The organism is Streptomyces avidinii (assembly GCF_045161815.1).
Classification (GTDB): domain Bacteria; phylum Actinomycetota; class Actinomycetes; order Streptomycetales; family Streptomycetaceae; genus Streptomyces; species Streptomyces avidinii.
Window position 1 is genome coordinate 6,563,241 of sequence record NZ_CP108863.1, and the last position, 14,955, is coordinate 6,578,195.

Here is a 14,955-nt window from a genome sequence, read left to right on the forward strand (position 1 = left end):
GCCCGATCCCGCAGGTCACGGCCCCGGGTACGGTGAGGCCATGACCGCTAGCCCCCCGCACGGCGGGCCCCCCAGCGGCCTGGCCGCCGTGAGCACCGCACTGCTCGCCATGAGCCGGCGCCTGGAGGTCCGCGACGTCCTGCGCACGATCGTCGCCTCCGCCCGCGAACTCCTGGACGCCGAGTACGCGGCCCTGGGCGTCCCGGACGACCACGGCGGCTTCGCCCAGTTCGTCGTGGACGGCATCAGCGCCGAGCAGTGGCGCAGCATCGGCCCGCTGCCGCGCCAGCACGGCATCCTGGCCGCGATGCTCCACGAGGCGGGCCCGGAGCGGCTGGCCGACGTACGCAAGGACCCGCGCTTCGAGGGCTGGCCGGCCGCCCACCCGGAGATGTCCGACTTCCTCGGCATGCCCGTGCGCGACGGCGAGGAGACCCTCGCCGCGCTCTTCCTGGCGAACAAACGGCCCGGCGCCCCCGGCGGCGGGCAGGGCTTCACCGACGAGGACCAGGAACTCCTCTCCCTGCTCGCCCAGCACGCGGCGATCGCCCTCACCAACGCCCGGCTCTACGAGCGCAGCCGCGAGCTGACCATCGCCGAGGAGCGCTCCCGGCTCGCCCACGAGCTGCACGACGCCGTCAGCCAGAAGCTCTTCTCGTTGCGCCTCACCGCCCAGGCCGCCGCGGCCCTCGTCGACCGCGACCCGGCCCGCGCCAAGGGTGAGCTCCAGCAGGTGGCGGCCCTGGCGGCGGAGGCCGCCGACGAACTGCGCGCCGCCGTGACCGAGCTGCGTCCGGCCGCACTGGACGAGGACGGACTCGTCGCCACCCTGCGTACGCACGTCCACGTACTCGACCGCGCCCACGCCGCGCACGTCACCTTCACCTGTGACGGCGTACGGGCCCTGCCCGCGACCCAGGAGGAAGCGCTGCTCCGCGTCGCCCAGGAGGCCCTGCACAACGCCCTGCGCCACTCGGACGGCGACCGCGTCGAGGTCACCCTGAGCCGGACGCCCACCGGCGGCGCGGTCCTGAAGGTCCTGGACACCGGCAAGGGCTTCGACCCCCGGACCGTCCGCCGGGCGGGCCGCCACCTCGGTCTGGTCTCCATGCGGGACCGCGCGAGCGGCGTCGGCGGCCGGCTCGCCGTGCACTCGGAGCCCGGCCGGGGCACCACGATCGAGATGGAGGTCCCCGGTGGCTGACAGCACCGGCCGCAGCGGCGGCGGCATTCGAGTCCTGCTGGTCGACGACCACCAGGTGGTCCGGCGGGGCCTGCGCACCTTCCTGGAGGTCCAGGCGGACATCGAGGTGGTCGGCGAGGCCTCCGACGGCGAGGAGGGCATCGCCCGCGCCGAGGAGCTGCGGCCCGACGTGATCCTGATGGACATCAAGATGCCGGGCACGGACGGCATCGAGGCACTGCGCAGGCTGCGCGAGCTGGCGAACCCGGCGCGGGTACTGATCGTCACCAGCTTCACGGAGCAGCGGACCGTGGTGCCCGCCCTGCGGGCCGGAGCGGCGGGATACGTCTACAAGGACATCGACCCCGACGCGCTGGCCGGGGCCATCCGCTCCGTCCACGCGGGCCATGTCCTGCTCCAGCCGGAGGTGGCGGTGGCCCTGCTCTCCCAGGAGGACCAGGGCTCGCCGGCGGGGCGGCCGGGCTCGCTGACCGACCGCGAACGCGAGGTCCTGGGCCTGATCGCCGACGGCCGCTCCAACCGCGAGATCGCCCGGGCCCTGGTGCTGTCCGAGAAGACCGTCAAGACGCACGTGTCGAACATCCTGATGAAGTTGGACCTTTCCGACCGGACCCAGGCCGCATTGTGGGCGGTCAGGCACGGAATCGCCGAGTAATCGGGGTCACATCGGATCGTCTCGTACCGGACTGAGATTCATACGGTCGGGTGTATGTAGCCCACATGGCGTATCCGGATGGCGGGGCCGGCCGTTCTTCAGTGCGTGCCGCGGCGGCTGGTCGCGGCAGACGTACTGGAGGACGAGAACGTGAAGAACTTCAAGAAGGCCGCAGCCGTCACCATGATCGCGGGCGGCCTCCTCGCCGCCGGCGCCGGTGTCTCCTCGGCGCACGGCGGTGCGTCGGCGGAGGGCGAGGCCCTGAACTCGCCCGGCGTGGCCTCCGGGAACCAGGTCCAGGTCCCCGTGCACGTCCCCGTGAACGTGGTCGGCAACACCGTGAACGTGATCGGCCTGCTGAACGGCGCCTTCGGCAACACCGGCGTGAACGCCTGACCCCCTGCCCCACCCCTCCGGCCCCGCTTCCCCACCTCTCCCCGGGAAGCGGGGCCGAATGCTGAGCCCCACCCAGCCCCGCCGGCGTTTGAGGCGCTAGGTGTGGGGCGGAGCCCCACAGAGCCCGGCGCGGCCGGGGCCACCGGCCCCGCCCGCGCAGCACAGCGGATCACCCCCGCTCGCGCGCCTCGACGGCCGAGTTGTACGCCGCCACGAGCGCCCGCCGAGCGACCCGCTCGACCGGTCGCAGCGCCTCCGCCCGCGCCGCCATCTCCGAGGCGGCCACCGCGCCCCCGTGCCCGTTCTCGTGCGCCAGCGACACCATCAGGTCCACCCGCTGCGCCAGCGCCAGCACCCGCACCGCCCGTGCCGGATACCCCGGCGCCAGCGCTTCCCGCCCGGCCTCCGCCCGCGCCCGGTACGCCGACAGGGCTGCCTCCGCCACCGGCCCGGACCCCGCCACATCCAGCCGGGTCAGGACCTCGGTCGCCTCGCGCAGCGCCTCCGCGAGCTCCCGCTCCGCCTCGCTCAGCGAGGGCACGTCCGCCGGCGGGGCCTCCCGTACCGGCAGTACGTGCCAGGTCACCGACACGTGGACGTCCCCGGCCGGGCCGGCCTCGGACACCTCGGGCACCAGACCCAGCGCCGCGCCCACCGCGACGACCGCCTCCTCCGCCTCCAGCGCCCGCGCATTGAACTCCGGCGGGCCGCTCAGCCCCAGCGGATGCCCCGGCGCCGGGAGCGCCACGCGCAGTCCCGTCACCCCCAGCGCCCGCATTCGGCCGAGTGCCAGGGTGAGCCCGACGGGGCCCGCCTCACCCGGCAGTCCCTCCACCCGGTGCACGGCGTCCTCGCCCACGATCGACAACACGGCCTCGTCGGGCGAGGCCAGACCGGCCAGCAGTGCGTTCCCCCAGGCGGCCAACCGCCCTGAACGTGGTTCGAAAAGCATCCCCCTACTTTACGGATCGGCCCCGGCACCGGGCCCCGGCCCCGGAGCCCTCTCCGAGTGGCGTAGGTTTTCCCCTGGGGCTGCGTCTACCGGCGCACAGAGAACCGTGACTGCAAGGGGTGACAACACGCTCATGAGCGATGTTCTGGAGCTGGTGGACGTATCCGTGGTCCGCGAGGGCCGGGCTCTGGTGGACCAGGTCTCCTGGTCGGTGAAGGAGGGGGAGCGCTGGGTGATCCTCGGCCCCAACGGCGCCGGCAAGACCACACTGCTGAACCTCGCCTCCAGCTACCTCTTCCCCACCAAGGGCAGCGCCACCATCCTCGGCAGCACCCTCGGCAAGGTGGACGTGTTCGAGCTGCGCCCCCGCATCGGTGTCGCGGGCATCGCGATGGCCGACAAGCTGCCCAAGCGGCAGACCGTCCTGCAGACCGTCCTCACCGCCGCCTACGGCATGACGGCGACCTGGCAGGAGGAGTACGAGGACGTCGACGAGCAGCGTGCCCGCGCCTTCCTCGACCGGCTGGGCATGACCGAGTACCTCGACCGCAAGTTCGGGACCCTCTCCGAGGGCGAGCGCAAGCGCACCCTGATCGCCCGCGCGCTGATGACCGACCCCGAGCTGCTGCTCCTCGACGAGCCCGCCGCCGGTCTGGACCTCGGCGGCCGCGAGGACCTCGTACGCCGGCTCGGCCGCCTGGCCCGCGACCCGCTCGCCCCGTCGATGGTCATGGTCACGCACCACGTCGAGGAGATCGCCCCCGGCTTCACCCACGTCCTGATGATCCGTCAGGGCAAGGTCGTCACCGCCGGTCCGATCGACCTCGAACTCACCTCCCGCAACCTCTCCCTCTGCTTCGGTCTCCCGCTGGTCGTCGAGCGCAACGGGACCGACCGCTGGACCGCCCAGGGCCTGCCCCTCGGCTAGGCCCTCGGCCGGTCCCGTCGCTTACGGACTCCCGCACCCTGTCCCGACCGCGCCCACCCGACCTACCATGACCATGTGGACATCGACGCGTGGGTGTGGTGGCTCATCGGCGCGGTCGGACTGGGCATCCCCCTCGTCCTGACCGCCATGCCGGAGTTCGGCATGTTCGCAGTCGGCGCGGTCGCGGCCGCCGTCACGGCTGCCCTCGGCGGGGAAGTGGTGGCCCAGGTCCTGGTCTTCGTCATCGTCTCGGTCGCGCTCATCGCCGTCGTACGGCCCATCGCCAACCGCCACCGCGACCAGCGCCCCCAACATCGCAGCGGCATCGACGCGTTGAGGGGCAGAACCGCGGTCGTCCTGGAACGGGTCGACGGCAGCGGCGGCCGCATCAAGCTCGCCGGCGAGGTCTGGTCCGCGCGCACCCTCGACACGGACACCAGCTTCGAGCCCGGCCAGTCCGTCGACGTGGTGGAGATCGACGGGGCGACCGCCGTCGTGATGTGACAAGCAGCCTGCTCGCGGCCCTCAGGTCTGCGAGACTCCGATCAACGGGGCAGCACAGACAGCAGGAAGGGCACGGGGAACCGCATGCAACCGATCATCATCGTCCTGATCATTCTGGTGGTTCTGGTCTTCATCGCACTGGTCAAGACGATCCAGGTGATCCCGCAGGCCAGCGCCGCCATCGTCGAGCGGTTCGGCCGCTACACCCGCACCCTCAACGCGGGCCTCAACATCGTCGTCCCGTTCATCGACTCCATCCGCAACCGGATCGACCTCCGCGAACAGGTCGTCCCGTTCCCGCCGCAGCCCGTCATCACCCAGGACAACCTGGTCGTCAACATCGACACCGTCATCTACTACCAGGTGACCGACGCGCGGGCCGCGACCTACGAAGTGGCCAGCTACATCCAGGCCATCGAGCAGCTCACCGTCACCACGCTGCGCAACATCATCGGTGGCATGGACCTGGAGCGGACCCTCACCTCCCGCGAGGAGATCAACGCAGCCCTGCGCGGCGTGCTCGACGAGGCGACCGGCAAGTGGGGCATCCGCGTCAACCGCGTCGAACTCAAGGCCATCGAGCCGCCGACCTCCATCCAGGACTCGATGGAGAAGCAGATGCGCGCCGACCGCGACAAGCGCGCCGCGATCCTCCAGGCCGAAGGTGTCCGGCAGTCCGAGATCCTGCGCGCCGAGGGTGAGAAGCAGTCCTCCATCCTCCGGGCCGAGGGTGACGCCAAGGCCGCCGCACTGCGCGCCGAAGGCGAGGCGCAGGCCATCCGTACGGTCTTCGAGTCCATCCACGCCGGTGACGCCGACCAGAAGCTCCTCGCCTACCAGTACCTCCAGATGCTCCCGAAGATCGCCGAGGGCGACGCCAACAAGCTCTGGATCGTGCCGAGCGAGATCGGCGACGCCCTCAAGGGCCTCTCCGGCGCCATGGGCAACTTCGGCCCGATGGGTGGCGGTTCGGGCTTCAACCCGGGGAACACCGGCAAGGACGGCGCCGGCATCCCGGCCGCTCGGGACAAGGACGGCGCGGACCGCCGCGAACAGCCCCCCATCGACTGACCCGCCACCCCTTCCTGCATGATCAGTGAGGCCCCTCGACCTTCATGGCGGGGAGGCGACTCACTCATGCAAAGGGGATGGCACAGTCCATGTCCATCTGGGAATCCCTCGCGGTCCTCGCCGCCGGCATCGGCGCGGGCACGATCAACACCATCGTCGGCTCCGGCACCCTGATCACTTTCCCGGTGCTGCTCGCCACCGGCCTGCCCCCGGTCACCGCCAACGTGTCCAACACCCTCGGCCTGGTGCCCGGTTCCATCAGCGGAGCCATCGGCTACCGCAAGGAACTCCAGGGCCAGCGCGCCCGCATCCTGCGACTCGGCTCCGTGTCCCTCGTCGGCGGACTCGCGGGAGCGATCCTGCTCCTCACCCTGCCGTCCGACTCCTTCGACACGATCGTGCCCGTCCTGATCGGGCTGGCCCTCGTCCTCGTCGTCCTCCAGCCCCGGCTCGCCGCCGCACTGCGCCGACGCCAGGAAGCCGCCGGAGGCGACACCGGCCACCCCGACGGCGGACCGGCCCTGCTCGGCGGCATGCTGCTCGCCAGCGCGTACGGAGGCTACTTCGGCGCAGCCCAGGGCGTGCTCTACCTCGGCCTGATGGGTCTGCTGCTCCGCGAGGACCTGCAACGCATCAACGCCGTCAAGAACGTCCTGGCCGCTCTGGTGAACGGAGTCGCGGCCGTCGTCTTCCTGTTCGTCGCCGAGTTCGACTGGACGGCCGTGCTCCTCATCGCCGTCGGCTCCACCATCGGCGGGCAGATCGGCGCCAAGGTCGGCCGGCGCCTCTCACCGACCGTCCTGCGCGCGATCATCGTGACGGTCGGCATCCTCGCCATCGTCCAGCTGCTCGTCGGCTGAGCGACGTAGACCACCTACGCCGCTCAACGCATCGGAGTCTACCGAACAGAGGGGATCGAGGCAATCCGCCTAGGCGGAACGCTCCAGCCACTCGGGGAGCGCCTCCCGCCCGGCCACCCCCAGGGCCAGCAGCATCGCCTCCGCGGGGGACGGGACGAACGGCCTCCGGAGCAGAGGCATCCCTGCCTCCTCCGGAGTCCGCGCCGCCTTGCGGTGGTTGTCCTCGGCGCAGGAGGCCACCGTGTTCAGCCAGGTGTCCCCGCCCCCCTGGGCCCGCGGCAGTACGTGGTCCACGGTCGTCGCGCGCTTCCCGCAGTACGCGCAACGGTGCTGGTCCCGGACCAGCACCCCCCTCCGCGACCAGGGAGCATGTCTTCGGAAGGGCACCCGGACGTACCGGCAGAGCCTGATCACCCGGGGCATCGGAAGATCCATGGTGGCCGCGCGCACACGCAGCTCGGGGTGCGACTGTTCGACGACGGCCTTGTCCTGGAGCACCAGGACCACAGCCCGGTTCAGGGTCACCGTCGACAGCGGCTCGAAGCTCGCATTCAGCACCAGCGTGTCCCGCATCTCGCCCACCTCCCGTGTGCAGGCCCGCGACCACACCGGCGGCAGGGCCCGCAACCACTCTGGCCGCGCGCGCCACGCGGGACAACGCAATAAAAATGCCCGGTCCTGGCCTTCTTTAGACCAGGACCGGGCAAACGCTCGGAGAACGATCAGCCGACGGGCGCCTCGTACTCACCGATCAGCTGGGCCCGTCCCAACGTGTGGAAACGCAGATTGAAGCCGACCACGGCGGGCGAGACATCCGCCCCGGGGCCGAGCTTCGCCCGATCCACCGCGTACACGGTGAACACGTAACGGTGCCGCTCCCCGGCCGGCGGAGCCGCCCCGCCGAAGTCCCTGGACCCGTAGTCGTTGCGCACGTGCACGGCCCCGGCCGGCAGCCCCTCGAACTTCCCGCTGCCCGCACCCGCCGGCAGCTCGGTGACCGAGGCCGGCAGATCGAAGAGAACCCAGTGCCAGAACCCGCTGCCCGTGGGCGCGTCCGGGTCGAAGCACGTCACGGCGAAGCTCTCGGTCCCCTCCGGGAACCCCTCCCACCGCAACTGCGGCGAGACGTTCCCACCCGAGTACACCTGAGCCTCGCCCAGATCGGCACCGGGCTCCAGGTCCTCGCTCGTCACGGTGAAGGCGTGCACCTCGGGGTGGAAGTCGTGCGGAAGAGGCGCCCTGCTCTGCTCGGTCACTGCTGACCCTCCTGATCGCCGGCCAATACGGGTCCGAGCCTAGAACCGGCTAGAACCAGTTGCGCTGCGAACCCACCGACGCGATCCACTGGTTCAGGTAGGCAACCCAGTCCGTGTCCCGGTACGACTGCAGACCCACCTGGAAGCAGCGGTAGGTGTCACTGCCCTCGGTGAACAGACCCGGCTTCTTGTCCATCTCCAGAACGACGTCCATCTCCCGGCCGTCGGAGATGAAGGTGAGCTCGACCTGGTGCAGACCGCGGTACTGCGACGGCGGCAGGAACTCGATCTCCTGGTAGAACGGCAGCGACTGCCGCGTCCCACGGATGTGACCGCGCTCCATGTCCGCGCTGCGGAAGGTGAAGCCGAGCTGCCGGAAGGCATCGAGGATCGCCTGCTGCGCCGGCACCGGGTGCACGTTGATCGCGTCGAGGTCGCCCGCGTCCACGGCGCGCGCGATCTCCAGCTCGGTGCTGACCCCGATGTTCATCCCGTGCAGGTGCTGACCCCCGAAGTGGGTGATCGGCGTCTCCCACGGGATCTCCAGCCCGAAGGGCACCACGTGCAGCGCGCCGGCCTGCACCTTGAAGGCACCGCCCAGACGCTGCTTGGTGAAGACGATGTCCTGCTTGTACTCCTGGTCACCGCCCTCGACCTCGACCCGTGCCTGCAGTCCGACGGACAGCCCCTCGATCTGCTGCTCCACGGAGCCGCCCTGGATCCGTACCTCGCCCTGGACGATCCCGCCCGGCACGACGTTCGGCTCGGTGATGATGGTGTCCACCGAAGCACCACCGGCACCCAGGCTCGCGAACAGCTTCTTGAAGCCCATGCTCTAACTCCCCTTGAAGGATCTGGCGACTACGCCGCGACTACCCCTTACCAACGCGGAACACTAGGTCCCGGTTGCAGGTGGACGCGTTCCACTACGCTCGACCGGATGAGCGCGCGACCTGACCGTACGCCCCTGCCCAGGTCTTTCTTCGACCGCCCGGTCCTCACTGTGGCCCCGGACCTCCTCGGCCGCACCCTCGTCCGCCGCACCGCGGACGGCCCCCTCGAACTGCGCATCACGGAGGTCGAGGCCTACGAGGGCGAGTCCGACCCCGGCTCGCACGCCCACCGCGGCCGCACCGCCCGCAACGCGTCCATGTTCGGTCCGCCCGGACACGCGTACGTCTACTTCATCTACGGCATGTGGTTCAGCCTCAACCTGGTGTGCGGCCCGCCGGGCCACGCGAGCGGGGTGCTGCTGCGCGCGGGCGAGGTGACAGTGGGTGCCGAGCTGGCCGCCAAACGTCGAATTTCAGCCAGAAGCCCGAGAGAACTGGCCCAAGGCCCGGCCCGCCTGGCCACAGCCCTGGACGTGGACCGCTCCCTCGACGGCACCGACCTCTGCGCGGGCCCCGATTCCCCCTTGTCCCTCCTCACCGGCACCCCGACCTCGACGGACCTGGTCAGCAGCGGCCCGCGCACGGGAGTGGGAGGAGCCGGCGCGGGGCATCCGTACCGCTTCTGGCTCACCGACGACCCGACGGTGAGCCCGTACCGCGCCCACGCGCCACGCCGCCGCTCAACTTGACTCGCCCTTGCCCGACGCCTAACGTAGCCCGAGCCGCTTGAACGGGCACTGCTGTCGGCAGACACCCAGAGCGGCCAACCCAACACCTACGACTTACCCCTGGCGGGGTCCTATTCGGCATGCCCGAATTCCTGGCCAGTGGCTCGATTATGAGCCGCAAGGGATAAGCGCTAAAGTGGTGGAACGCCGAAAGGCAAAGACCCTTCAACGGTCACTGAATTCAAATCCACCGCCGGAAACGGCGCGGAAATGATCTGGTAGAGTTGGAAACGCAAGAACAGAACGAAAGCCCGGAGGAAAGCCCCAGCCGAAGTTGCTGCGGGTGAGTACAAAGGAAGCGTCCGTTCCTTGAGAACTCAACAGCGTGCCAAAAATCAACGCCAGAAGTTGATACCCCGTCCACTTCGGTGGATGAGGTTCCTTTGAAAAAGACCTGTCGGGCCTTCGGGCACTGGCAGGCAACAAACACAGCGAGGACGTTGTGGCGCGTCGGTCTTATTCCGACATGACGTGCCCGCTCTAAGTGATGTGTGCACCCGATTACGGGTAAACATTCATGGAGAGTTTGATCCTGGCTCAGGACGAACGCTGGCGGCGTGCTTAACACATGCAAGTCGAACGATGAAGCCCTTCGGGGTGGATTAGTGGCGAACGGGTGAGTAACACGTGGGCAATCTGCCCTTCACTCTGGGACAAGCCCTGGAAACGGGGTCTAATACCGGATACCACTCCTGCCTGCATGGGCGGGGGTTGAAAGCTCCGGCGGTGAAGGATGAGCCCGCGGCCTATCAGCTTGTTGGTGGGGTAATGGCCCACCAAGGCGACGACGGGTAGCCGGCCTGAGAGGGCGACCGGCCACACTGGGACTGAGACACGGCCCAGACTCCTACGGGAGGCAGCAGTGGGGAATATTGCACAATGGGCGAAAGCCTGATGCAGCGACGCCGCGTGAGGGATGACGGCCTTCGGGTTGTAAACCTCTTTCAGCAGGGAAGAAGCGAAAGTGACGGTACCTGCAGAAGAAGCGCCGGCTAACTACGTGCCAGCAGCCGCGGTAATACGTAGGGCGCAAGCGTTGTCCGGAATTATTGGGCGTAAAGAGCTCGTAGGCGGCTTGTCACGTCGGATGTGAAAGCCCGAGGCTTAACCTCGGGTCTGCATTCGATACGGGCTAGCTAGAGTGTGGTAGGGGAGATCGGAATTCCTGGTGTAGCGGTGAAATGCGCAGATATCAGGAGGAACACCGGTGGCGAAGGCGGATCTCTGGGCCATTACTGACGCTGAGGAGCGAAAGCGTGGGGAGCGAACAGGATTAGATACCCTGGTAGTCCACGCCGTAAACGTTGGGAACTAGGTGTTGGCGACATTCCACGTCGTCGGTGCCGCAGCTAACGCATTAAGTTCCCCGCCTGGGGAGTACGGCCGCAAGGCTAAAACTCAAAGGAATTGACGGGGGCCCGCACAAGCAGCGGAGCATGTGGCTTAATTCGACGCAACGCGAAGAACCTTACCAAGGCTTGACATATACCGGAAAGCATTAGAGATAGTGCCCCCCTTGTGGTCGGTATACAGGTGGTGCATGGCTGTCGTCAGCTCGTGTCGTGAGATGTTGGGTTAAGTCCCGCAACGAGCGCAACCCTTGTCCTGTGTTGCCAGCATGCCCTTCGGGGTGATGGGGACTCACAGGAGACCGCCGGGGTCAACTCGGAGGAAGGTGGGGACGACGTCAAGTCATCATGCCCCTTATGTCTTGGGCTGCACACGTGCTACAATGGCCGGTACAATGAGCTGCGATACCGCAAGGTGGAGCGAATCTCAAAAAGCCGGTCTCAGTTCGGATTGGGGTCTGCAACTCGACCCCATGAAGTCGGAGTTGCTAGTAATCGCAGATCAGCATTGCTGCGGTGAATACGTTCCCGGGCCTTGTACACACCGCCCGTCACGTCACGAAAGTCGGTAACACCCGAAGCCGGTGGCCCAACCCGTAAGGGAGGGAGCTGTCGAAGGTGGGACTGGCGATTGGGACGAAGTCGTAACAAGGTAGCCGTACCGGAAGGTGCGGCTGGATCACCTCCTTTCTAAGGAGCACAGTACCGATTGCAGACAAATGTTCTGCACGGTCAGCTCATGGGTGGAACGTTGATTAGTTGGCACGGTTCTTCTGATGGATCACAAGTACTGCTTCGGCGTGGAAAGTGACTCACTGATGAGGGATCGTGCTTGGCACGTTGTTGGGTCCTGAAGGTACGGCCGTAAGGTTGCGATCTTCAGTGCCGGCCCCAGTGAACTCGCCAGCTTGTCTGGTGGGGTGATGGGTGGCTGGTCGTTGTTTGAGAACTACACAGTGGACGCGAGCATCTGTGGCCAAGTTTTTAAGGGCGCACGGTGGATGCCTTGGCACCAGGAACCGATGAAGGACGTGAGAGGCCGCGATAGGCCCCGGGGAGCTGCCAACTGAGCTTTGATCCGGGGGTGTCCGAATGGGGAAACCCGGCAGTCGTCATGGGCTGTCACCCACTGCTGAACACATAGGCAGTGTGGAGGGAACGAGGGGAAGTGAAACATCTCAGTACCCTCAGGAAGAGAAAACAACCGTGATTCCGGGAGTAGTGGCGAGCGAAACCGGATGAGGCCAAACCGTATGCGTGTGATACCCGGCAGGGGTTGCGCATGCGGGGTTGTGGGAATTCTTTTGATCGGTCTGCCGGCCGGTCGGCGAGTCAGAAACCGTTGATGTAGTCGAAGGACATGCGAAAGGTCCGGCGTAGAGGGTAAGACCCCCGTAGACGAAACATCAGCGGCTTGCTTAAGAATCTCCCAAGTAGCACGGGGCCCGAGAAATCCCGTGTGAATCTGGCGGGACCACCCGCTAAGCCTAAATATTCCCTGGTGACCGATAGCGGATAGTACCGTGAGGGAATGGTGAAAAGTACCGCGGGAGCGGAGTGAAATAGTACCTGAAACCGTGTGCCTACAAGCCGTGGGAGCGTCGCCGTTGTTCTTCGGAACAACGGTCGTGACTGCGTGCCTTTTGAAGAATGAGCCTGCGAGTTAGCGGTGTGTAGCGAGGTTAACCCGTGTGGGGAAGCCGTAGCGAAAGCGAGTCCGAATAGGGCGATTGAGTTGCACGCTCTAGACCCGAAGCGGAGTGATCTAGCCATGGGCAGGTTGAAGCGGAGGTAAGACTTCGTGGAGGACCGAACCCACCAGGGTTGAAAACCTGGGGGATGACCTGTGGTTAGGGGTGAAAGGCCAATCAAACTCCGTGATAGCTGGTTCTCCCCGAAATGCATTTAGGTGCAGCGTCGTGTGTTTCTTGCCGGAGGTAGAGCACTGGATAGGCGATGGGCCCTACCGGGTTACTGACCTTAGCCAAACTCCGAATGCCGGTAAGTGAGAGCACGGCAGTGAGACTGTGGGGGATAAGCTCCATGGTCGAGAGGGAAACAGCCCAGAGCATCGACTAAGGCCCCTAAGCGTACGCTAAGTGGGAAAGGATGTGGAGTCGCAGAGACAACCAGGAGGTTGGCTTAGAAGCAGCCACCCTTGAAAGAGTGCGTAATAGCTCACTGGTCAAGTGATTCCGCGCCGACAATGTAGCGGGGCTCAAGCGTACCGCCGAAGTCGTGTCATTGCAGCAATAGGGCCAACGCCCGCTGTGATGGGTAGGGGAGCGTCGTGTGCCGGGTGAAGCAGCAGCGGAAGCTAGTTGTGGACGGTTCACGAGTGAGAATGCAGGCATGAGTAGCGATACACACGTGAGAAACGTGTGCGCCGATTGACTAAGGGTTCCTGGGTCAAGCTGATCTGCCCAGGGTAAGTCGGGACCTAAGGCGAGGCCGACAGGCGTAGTCGATGGACAACCGGTTGATATTCCGGTACCCGCTTTGAAACGCCCAATATCGAATCAGGCGATGCTAAGTCCGTGAAGCCGTTCCGGACCCTTCGGGGGAAGGAAAGTGGTGGAGCCGACGAACCAGACTTGTAGTAGGTAAGCGATGGGGTGACGCAGGAAGGTAGTCCAGCCCGGGCGGTGGTAGTCCCGGGGTAAGGGTGTAGGCCGAGGGGTAGGCAAATCCGTCCCTCATTAAGGCTGAGACCTGATGCCGAGCCGATTGTGGTGAAGTGGATGATCCTATGCTGTCGAGAAAAGCCTCTAGCGAGTTTCATGGCGGCCCGTACCCTAAACCGACTCAGGTGGTCAGGTAGAGAATACCGAGGCGTTCGGGTGAACTATGGTTAAGGAACTCGGCAAAATGCCCCCGTAACTTCGGGAGAAGGGGGGCCATCACTGGTGATAGCACTTGCTGCTTGAGCTGGGGGTGGCCGCAGAGACCAGCGAGAAGCGACTGTTTACTAAAAACACAGGTCCGTGCGAAGCCGTAAGGCGATGTATACGGACTGACGCCTGCCCGGTGCTGGAACGTTAAGGGGACCGGTTAGTGACCTTTCGGGGTTGCGAAGCTGAGAACTTAAGCGCCAGTAAACGGCGGTGGTAACTATAACCATCCTAAGGTAGCGAAATTCCTTGTCGGGTAAGTTCCGACCTGCACGAATGGCGTAACGACTTCTCGACTGTCTCAACCATAGGCCCGGTGAAATTGCACTACGAGTAAAGATGCTCGTTTCGCGCAGCAGGACGGAAAGACCCCGGGACCTTTACTATAGTTTGATATTGGTGTTCGGTTCGGCTTGTGTAGGATAGGTGGGAGACTTTGAAGCAGCCACGCCAGTGGTTGTGGAGTCGCCGTTGAAATACCACTCTGGTCGTGCTGGATGTCTAACCTCGGTCCGTGATCCGGATCAGGGACAGTGTCTGATGGGTAGTTTAACTGGGGCGGTTGCCTCCCAAAGGGTAACGGAGGCGCCCAAAGGTTCCCTCAGCCTGGTTGGCAATCAGGTGTTGAGTGTAAGTGCACAAGGGAGCTTGACTGTGAGACCGACGGGTCGAGCAGGGACGAAAGTCGGGACTAGTGATCCGGCGGTGGCTTGTGGAAGCGCCGTCGCTCAACGGATAAAAGGTACCCCGGGGATAACAGGCTGATCTTCCCCAAGAGTCCATATCGACGGGATGGTTTGGCACCTCGATGTCGGCTCGTCGCATCCTGGGGCTGGAGTCGGTCCCAAGGGTTGGGCTGTTCGCCCATTAAAGCGGTACGCGAGCTGGGTTTAGAACGTCGTGAGACAGTTCGGTCCCTATCCGCTGTGCGCGTAGGAATATTGAGAAGGGCTGTCCCTAGTACGAGAGGACCGGGACGGACGAACCTCTGGTGTGCCAGTTGTCCTGCCAAGGGCATGGCTGGTTGGCTACGTTCGGGAGGGATAACCGCTGAAAGCATCTAAGCGGGAAGCCTGCTTCAAGATGAGTATTCCCACCTCCTTGAGAGGGTAAGGCTCCCAGTAGACGACTGGGTTGATAGGCCAGATGTGGAAGCCCGGTAACGGGTGAAGCTGACTGGTACTAATAGGCCGAGGGCTTGTCCTCAGTTGCTCGCGTCCACTGTGTTAGTTCTGAAGCAACGAACAGTTGCTGGTTTCTAGAGCTAG

The 14,955-nt window shown here is 65.8% G+C and carries 12 protein-coding genes and 2 rRNA genes; 10 read left to right on the top strand and 4 right to left on the bottom strand.

Annotated elements, in window-relative coordinates:
• The first annotated feature begins 40 nt into the window (after positions 1 to 40).
• From OG373_RS29610 to OG373_RS29620, 3 genes are all read left to right on the top strand, one after another.
• Positions 41 to 1,204, top strand: coding sequence for a GAF domain-containing sensor histidine kinase (locus OG373_RS29610; RefSeq protein WP_405441390.1), 1,164 nt, complete (start codon positions 41 to 43; stop codon positions 1,202 to 1,204).
• Positions 1,197 to 1,859 (top strand): response regulator, encoded by a 663-nt coding sequence (locus OG373_RS29615; RefSeq protein ID WP_405441391.1) that lies wholly within the window; start codon positions 1,197 to 1,199, stop codon positions 1,857 to 1,859. Before OG373_RS29610 ends, OG373_RS29615 begins: the two co-directional genes overlap by 8 nt.
• 150 nt (positions 1,860 to 2,009) lie before the next feature.
• Entirely contained in the window at positions 2,010 to 2,255 is a 246-nt protein-coding gene (locus tag OG373_RS29620; protein WP_030012639.1) for a chaplin, read from the top strand.
• A 169-nt stretch (positions 2,256 to 2,424) separates the two neighbouring features.
• Here OG373_RS29620 and OG373_RS29625 read toward each other — a convergent pair whose 3' ends face one another.
• Entirely contained in the window at positions 2,425 to 3,207 is a 783-nt protein-coding gene (locus OG373_RS29625) for a hypothetical protein (protein WP_397738380.1), read from the bottom strand.
• A 133-nt stretch (positions 3,208 to 3,340) separates the two neighbouring features.
• On the opposite strand from OG373_RS29625, the gene OG373_RS29630 reads away from it, so the two are divergent.
• The 4 genes from OG373_RS29630 to OG373_RS29645 all read left to right on the top strand — a co-directional run bounded on the left by OG373_RS29630 (position 3,341) and on the right by OG373_RS29645 (position 6,570).
• Complete coding sequence (locus tag OG373_RS29630) at positions 3,341 to 4,135, top strand: ABC transporter ATP-binding protein (RefSeq protein WP_030720092.1); 795 nt, start codon at positions 3,341 to 3,343, stop codon at positions 4,133 to 4,135.
• Between the two features lie 75 nt (positions 4,136 to 4,210).
• Complete coding sequence (locus OG373_RS29635) at positions 4,211 to 4,639, top strand: NfeD family protein (RefSeq protein ID WP_030386459.1); 429 nt, start codon at positions 4,211 to 4,213, stop codon at positions 4,637 to 4,639.
• Positions 4,640 to 4,723: 84 nt separating this feature from the next.
• The gene (locus OG373_RS29640) at positions 4,724 to 5,710 is read left to right on the top strand and encodes an SPFH domain-containing protein (RefSeq protein ID WP_397738384.1); all 987 of its coding nucleotides are present in this window, start codon (positions 4,724 to 4,726) and stop codon (positions 5,708 to 5,710) included.
• An 89-nt stretch (positions 5,711 to 5,799) separates the two neighbouring features.
• On the top strand, positions 5,800 to 6,570 hold the full coding sequence (locus OG373_RS29645; protein WP_405441392.1) for a sulfite exporter TauE/SafE family protein: 771 nt from the start codon (positions 5,800 to 5,802) through the stop codon (positions 6,568 to 6,570).
• Between the two features lie 69 nt (positions 6,571 to 6,639).
• Here OG373_RS29645 and OG373_RS29650 read toward each other — a convergent pair whose 3' ends face one another.
• From OG373_RS29650 to OG373_RS29660, 3 genes are all read right to left on the bottom strand, one after another.
• Entirely contained in the window at positions 6,640 to 7,143 is a 504-nt protein-coding gene (locus tag OG373_RS29650; protein ID WP_052877037.1) for an HNH endonuclease, read from the bottom strand.
• 149 nt (positions 7,144 to 7,292) lie between these two features.
• Positions 7,293 to 7,826 (bottom strand): YbhB/YbcL family Raf kinase inhibitor-like protein, encoded by a 534-nt coding sequence (locus OG373_RS29655; RefSeq protein ID WP_405441394.1) that lies wholly within the window; start codon positions 7,824 to 7,826, stop codon positions 7,293 to 7,295.
• Positions 7,827 to 7,875: 49 nt separating this feature from the next.
• The gene (locus OG373_RS29660) at positions 7,876 to 8,658 is read right to left on the bottom strand and encodes a sporulation protein (RefSeq protein WP_405441396.1); all 783 of its coding nucleotides are present in this window, start codon (positions 8,656 to 8,658) and stop codon (positions 7,876 to 7,878) included.
• 108 nt (positions 8,659 to 8,766) lie between these two features.
• Between OG373_RS29660 and OG373_RS29665 the strand changes: the two genes are divergently transcribed.
• The 3 genes from OG373_RS29665 (at position 8,767) to OG373_RS29675 (ending at position 14,893) form a co-directional block, all read left to right on the top strand.
• Positions 8,767 to 9,408 (top strand): DNA-3-methyladenine glycosylase, encoded by a 642-nt coding sequence (locus OG373_RS29665; protein WP_405441397.1) that lies wholly within the window; start codon positions 8,767 to 8,769, stop codon positions 9,406 to 9,408.
• A 553-nt stretch (positions 9,409 to 9,961) separates the two neighbouring features.
• Positions 9,962 to 11,486, top strand: a 16S ribosomal RNA gene (locus OG373_RS29670).
• Between the two features lie 284 nt (positions 11,487 to 11,770).
• Positions 11,771 to 14,893, top strand: a 23S ribosomal RNA gene (locus tag OG373_RS29675).
• The 16S and 23S rRNA genes sit together here, the layout of an rRNA operon.
• Positions 14,894 to 14,955: the final 62 nt, after the last annotated feature.

Coding starts and splice junctions, on each gene's coding strand:
- OG373_RS29610 (WP_405441390.1), top strand. CDS start 41: ATGACCGCTAGCCCCCCGCACGGCGGGCCCCCCAGCGGCCTGGCCGCC.
- OG373_RS29625 (WP_397738380.1), bottom strand. CDS start 3,207: ATGCTTTTCGAACCACGTTCAGGGCGGTTGGCCGCCTGGGGGAACGCA.
- OG373_RS29630 (WP_030720092.1), top strand. CDS start 3,341: ATGAGCGATGTTCTGGAGCTGGTGGACGTATCCGTGGTCCGCGAGGGC.
- OG373_RS29640 (WP_397738384.1), top strand. CDS start 4,724: ATGCAACCGATCATCATCGTCCTGATCATTCTGGTGGTTCTGGTCTTC.
- OG373_RS29645 (WP_405441392.1), top strand. CDS start 5,800: ATGTCCATCTGGGAATCCCTCGCGGTCCTCGCCGCCGGCATCGGCGCG.
- OG373_RS29650 (WP_052877037.1), bottom strand. CDS start 7,143: ATGCGGGACACGCTGGTGCTGAATGCGAGCTTCGAGCCGCTGTCGACG.
- OG373_RS29660 (WP_405441396.1), bottom strand. CDS start 8,658: ATGGGCTTCAAGAAGCTGTTCGCGAGCCTGGGTGCCGGTGGTGCTTCG.
- OG373_RS29665 (WP_405441397.1), top strand. CDS start 8,767: ATGAGCGCGCGACCTGACCGTACGCCCCTGCCCAGGTCTTTCTTCGAC.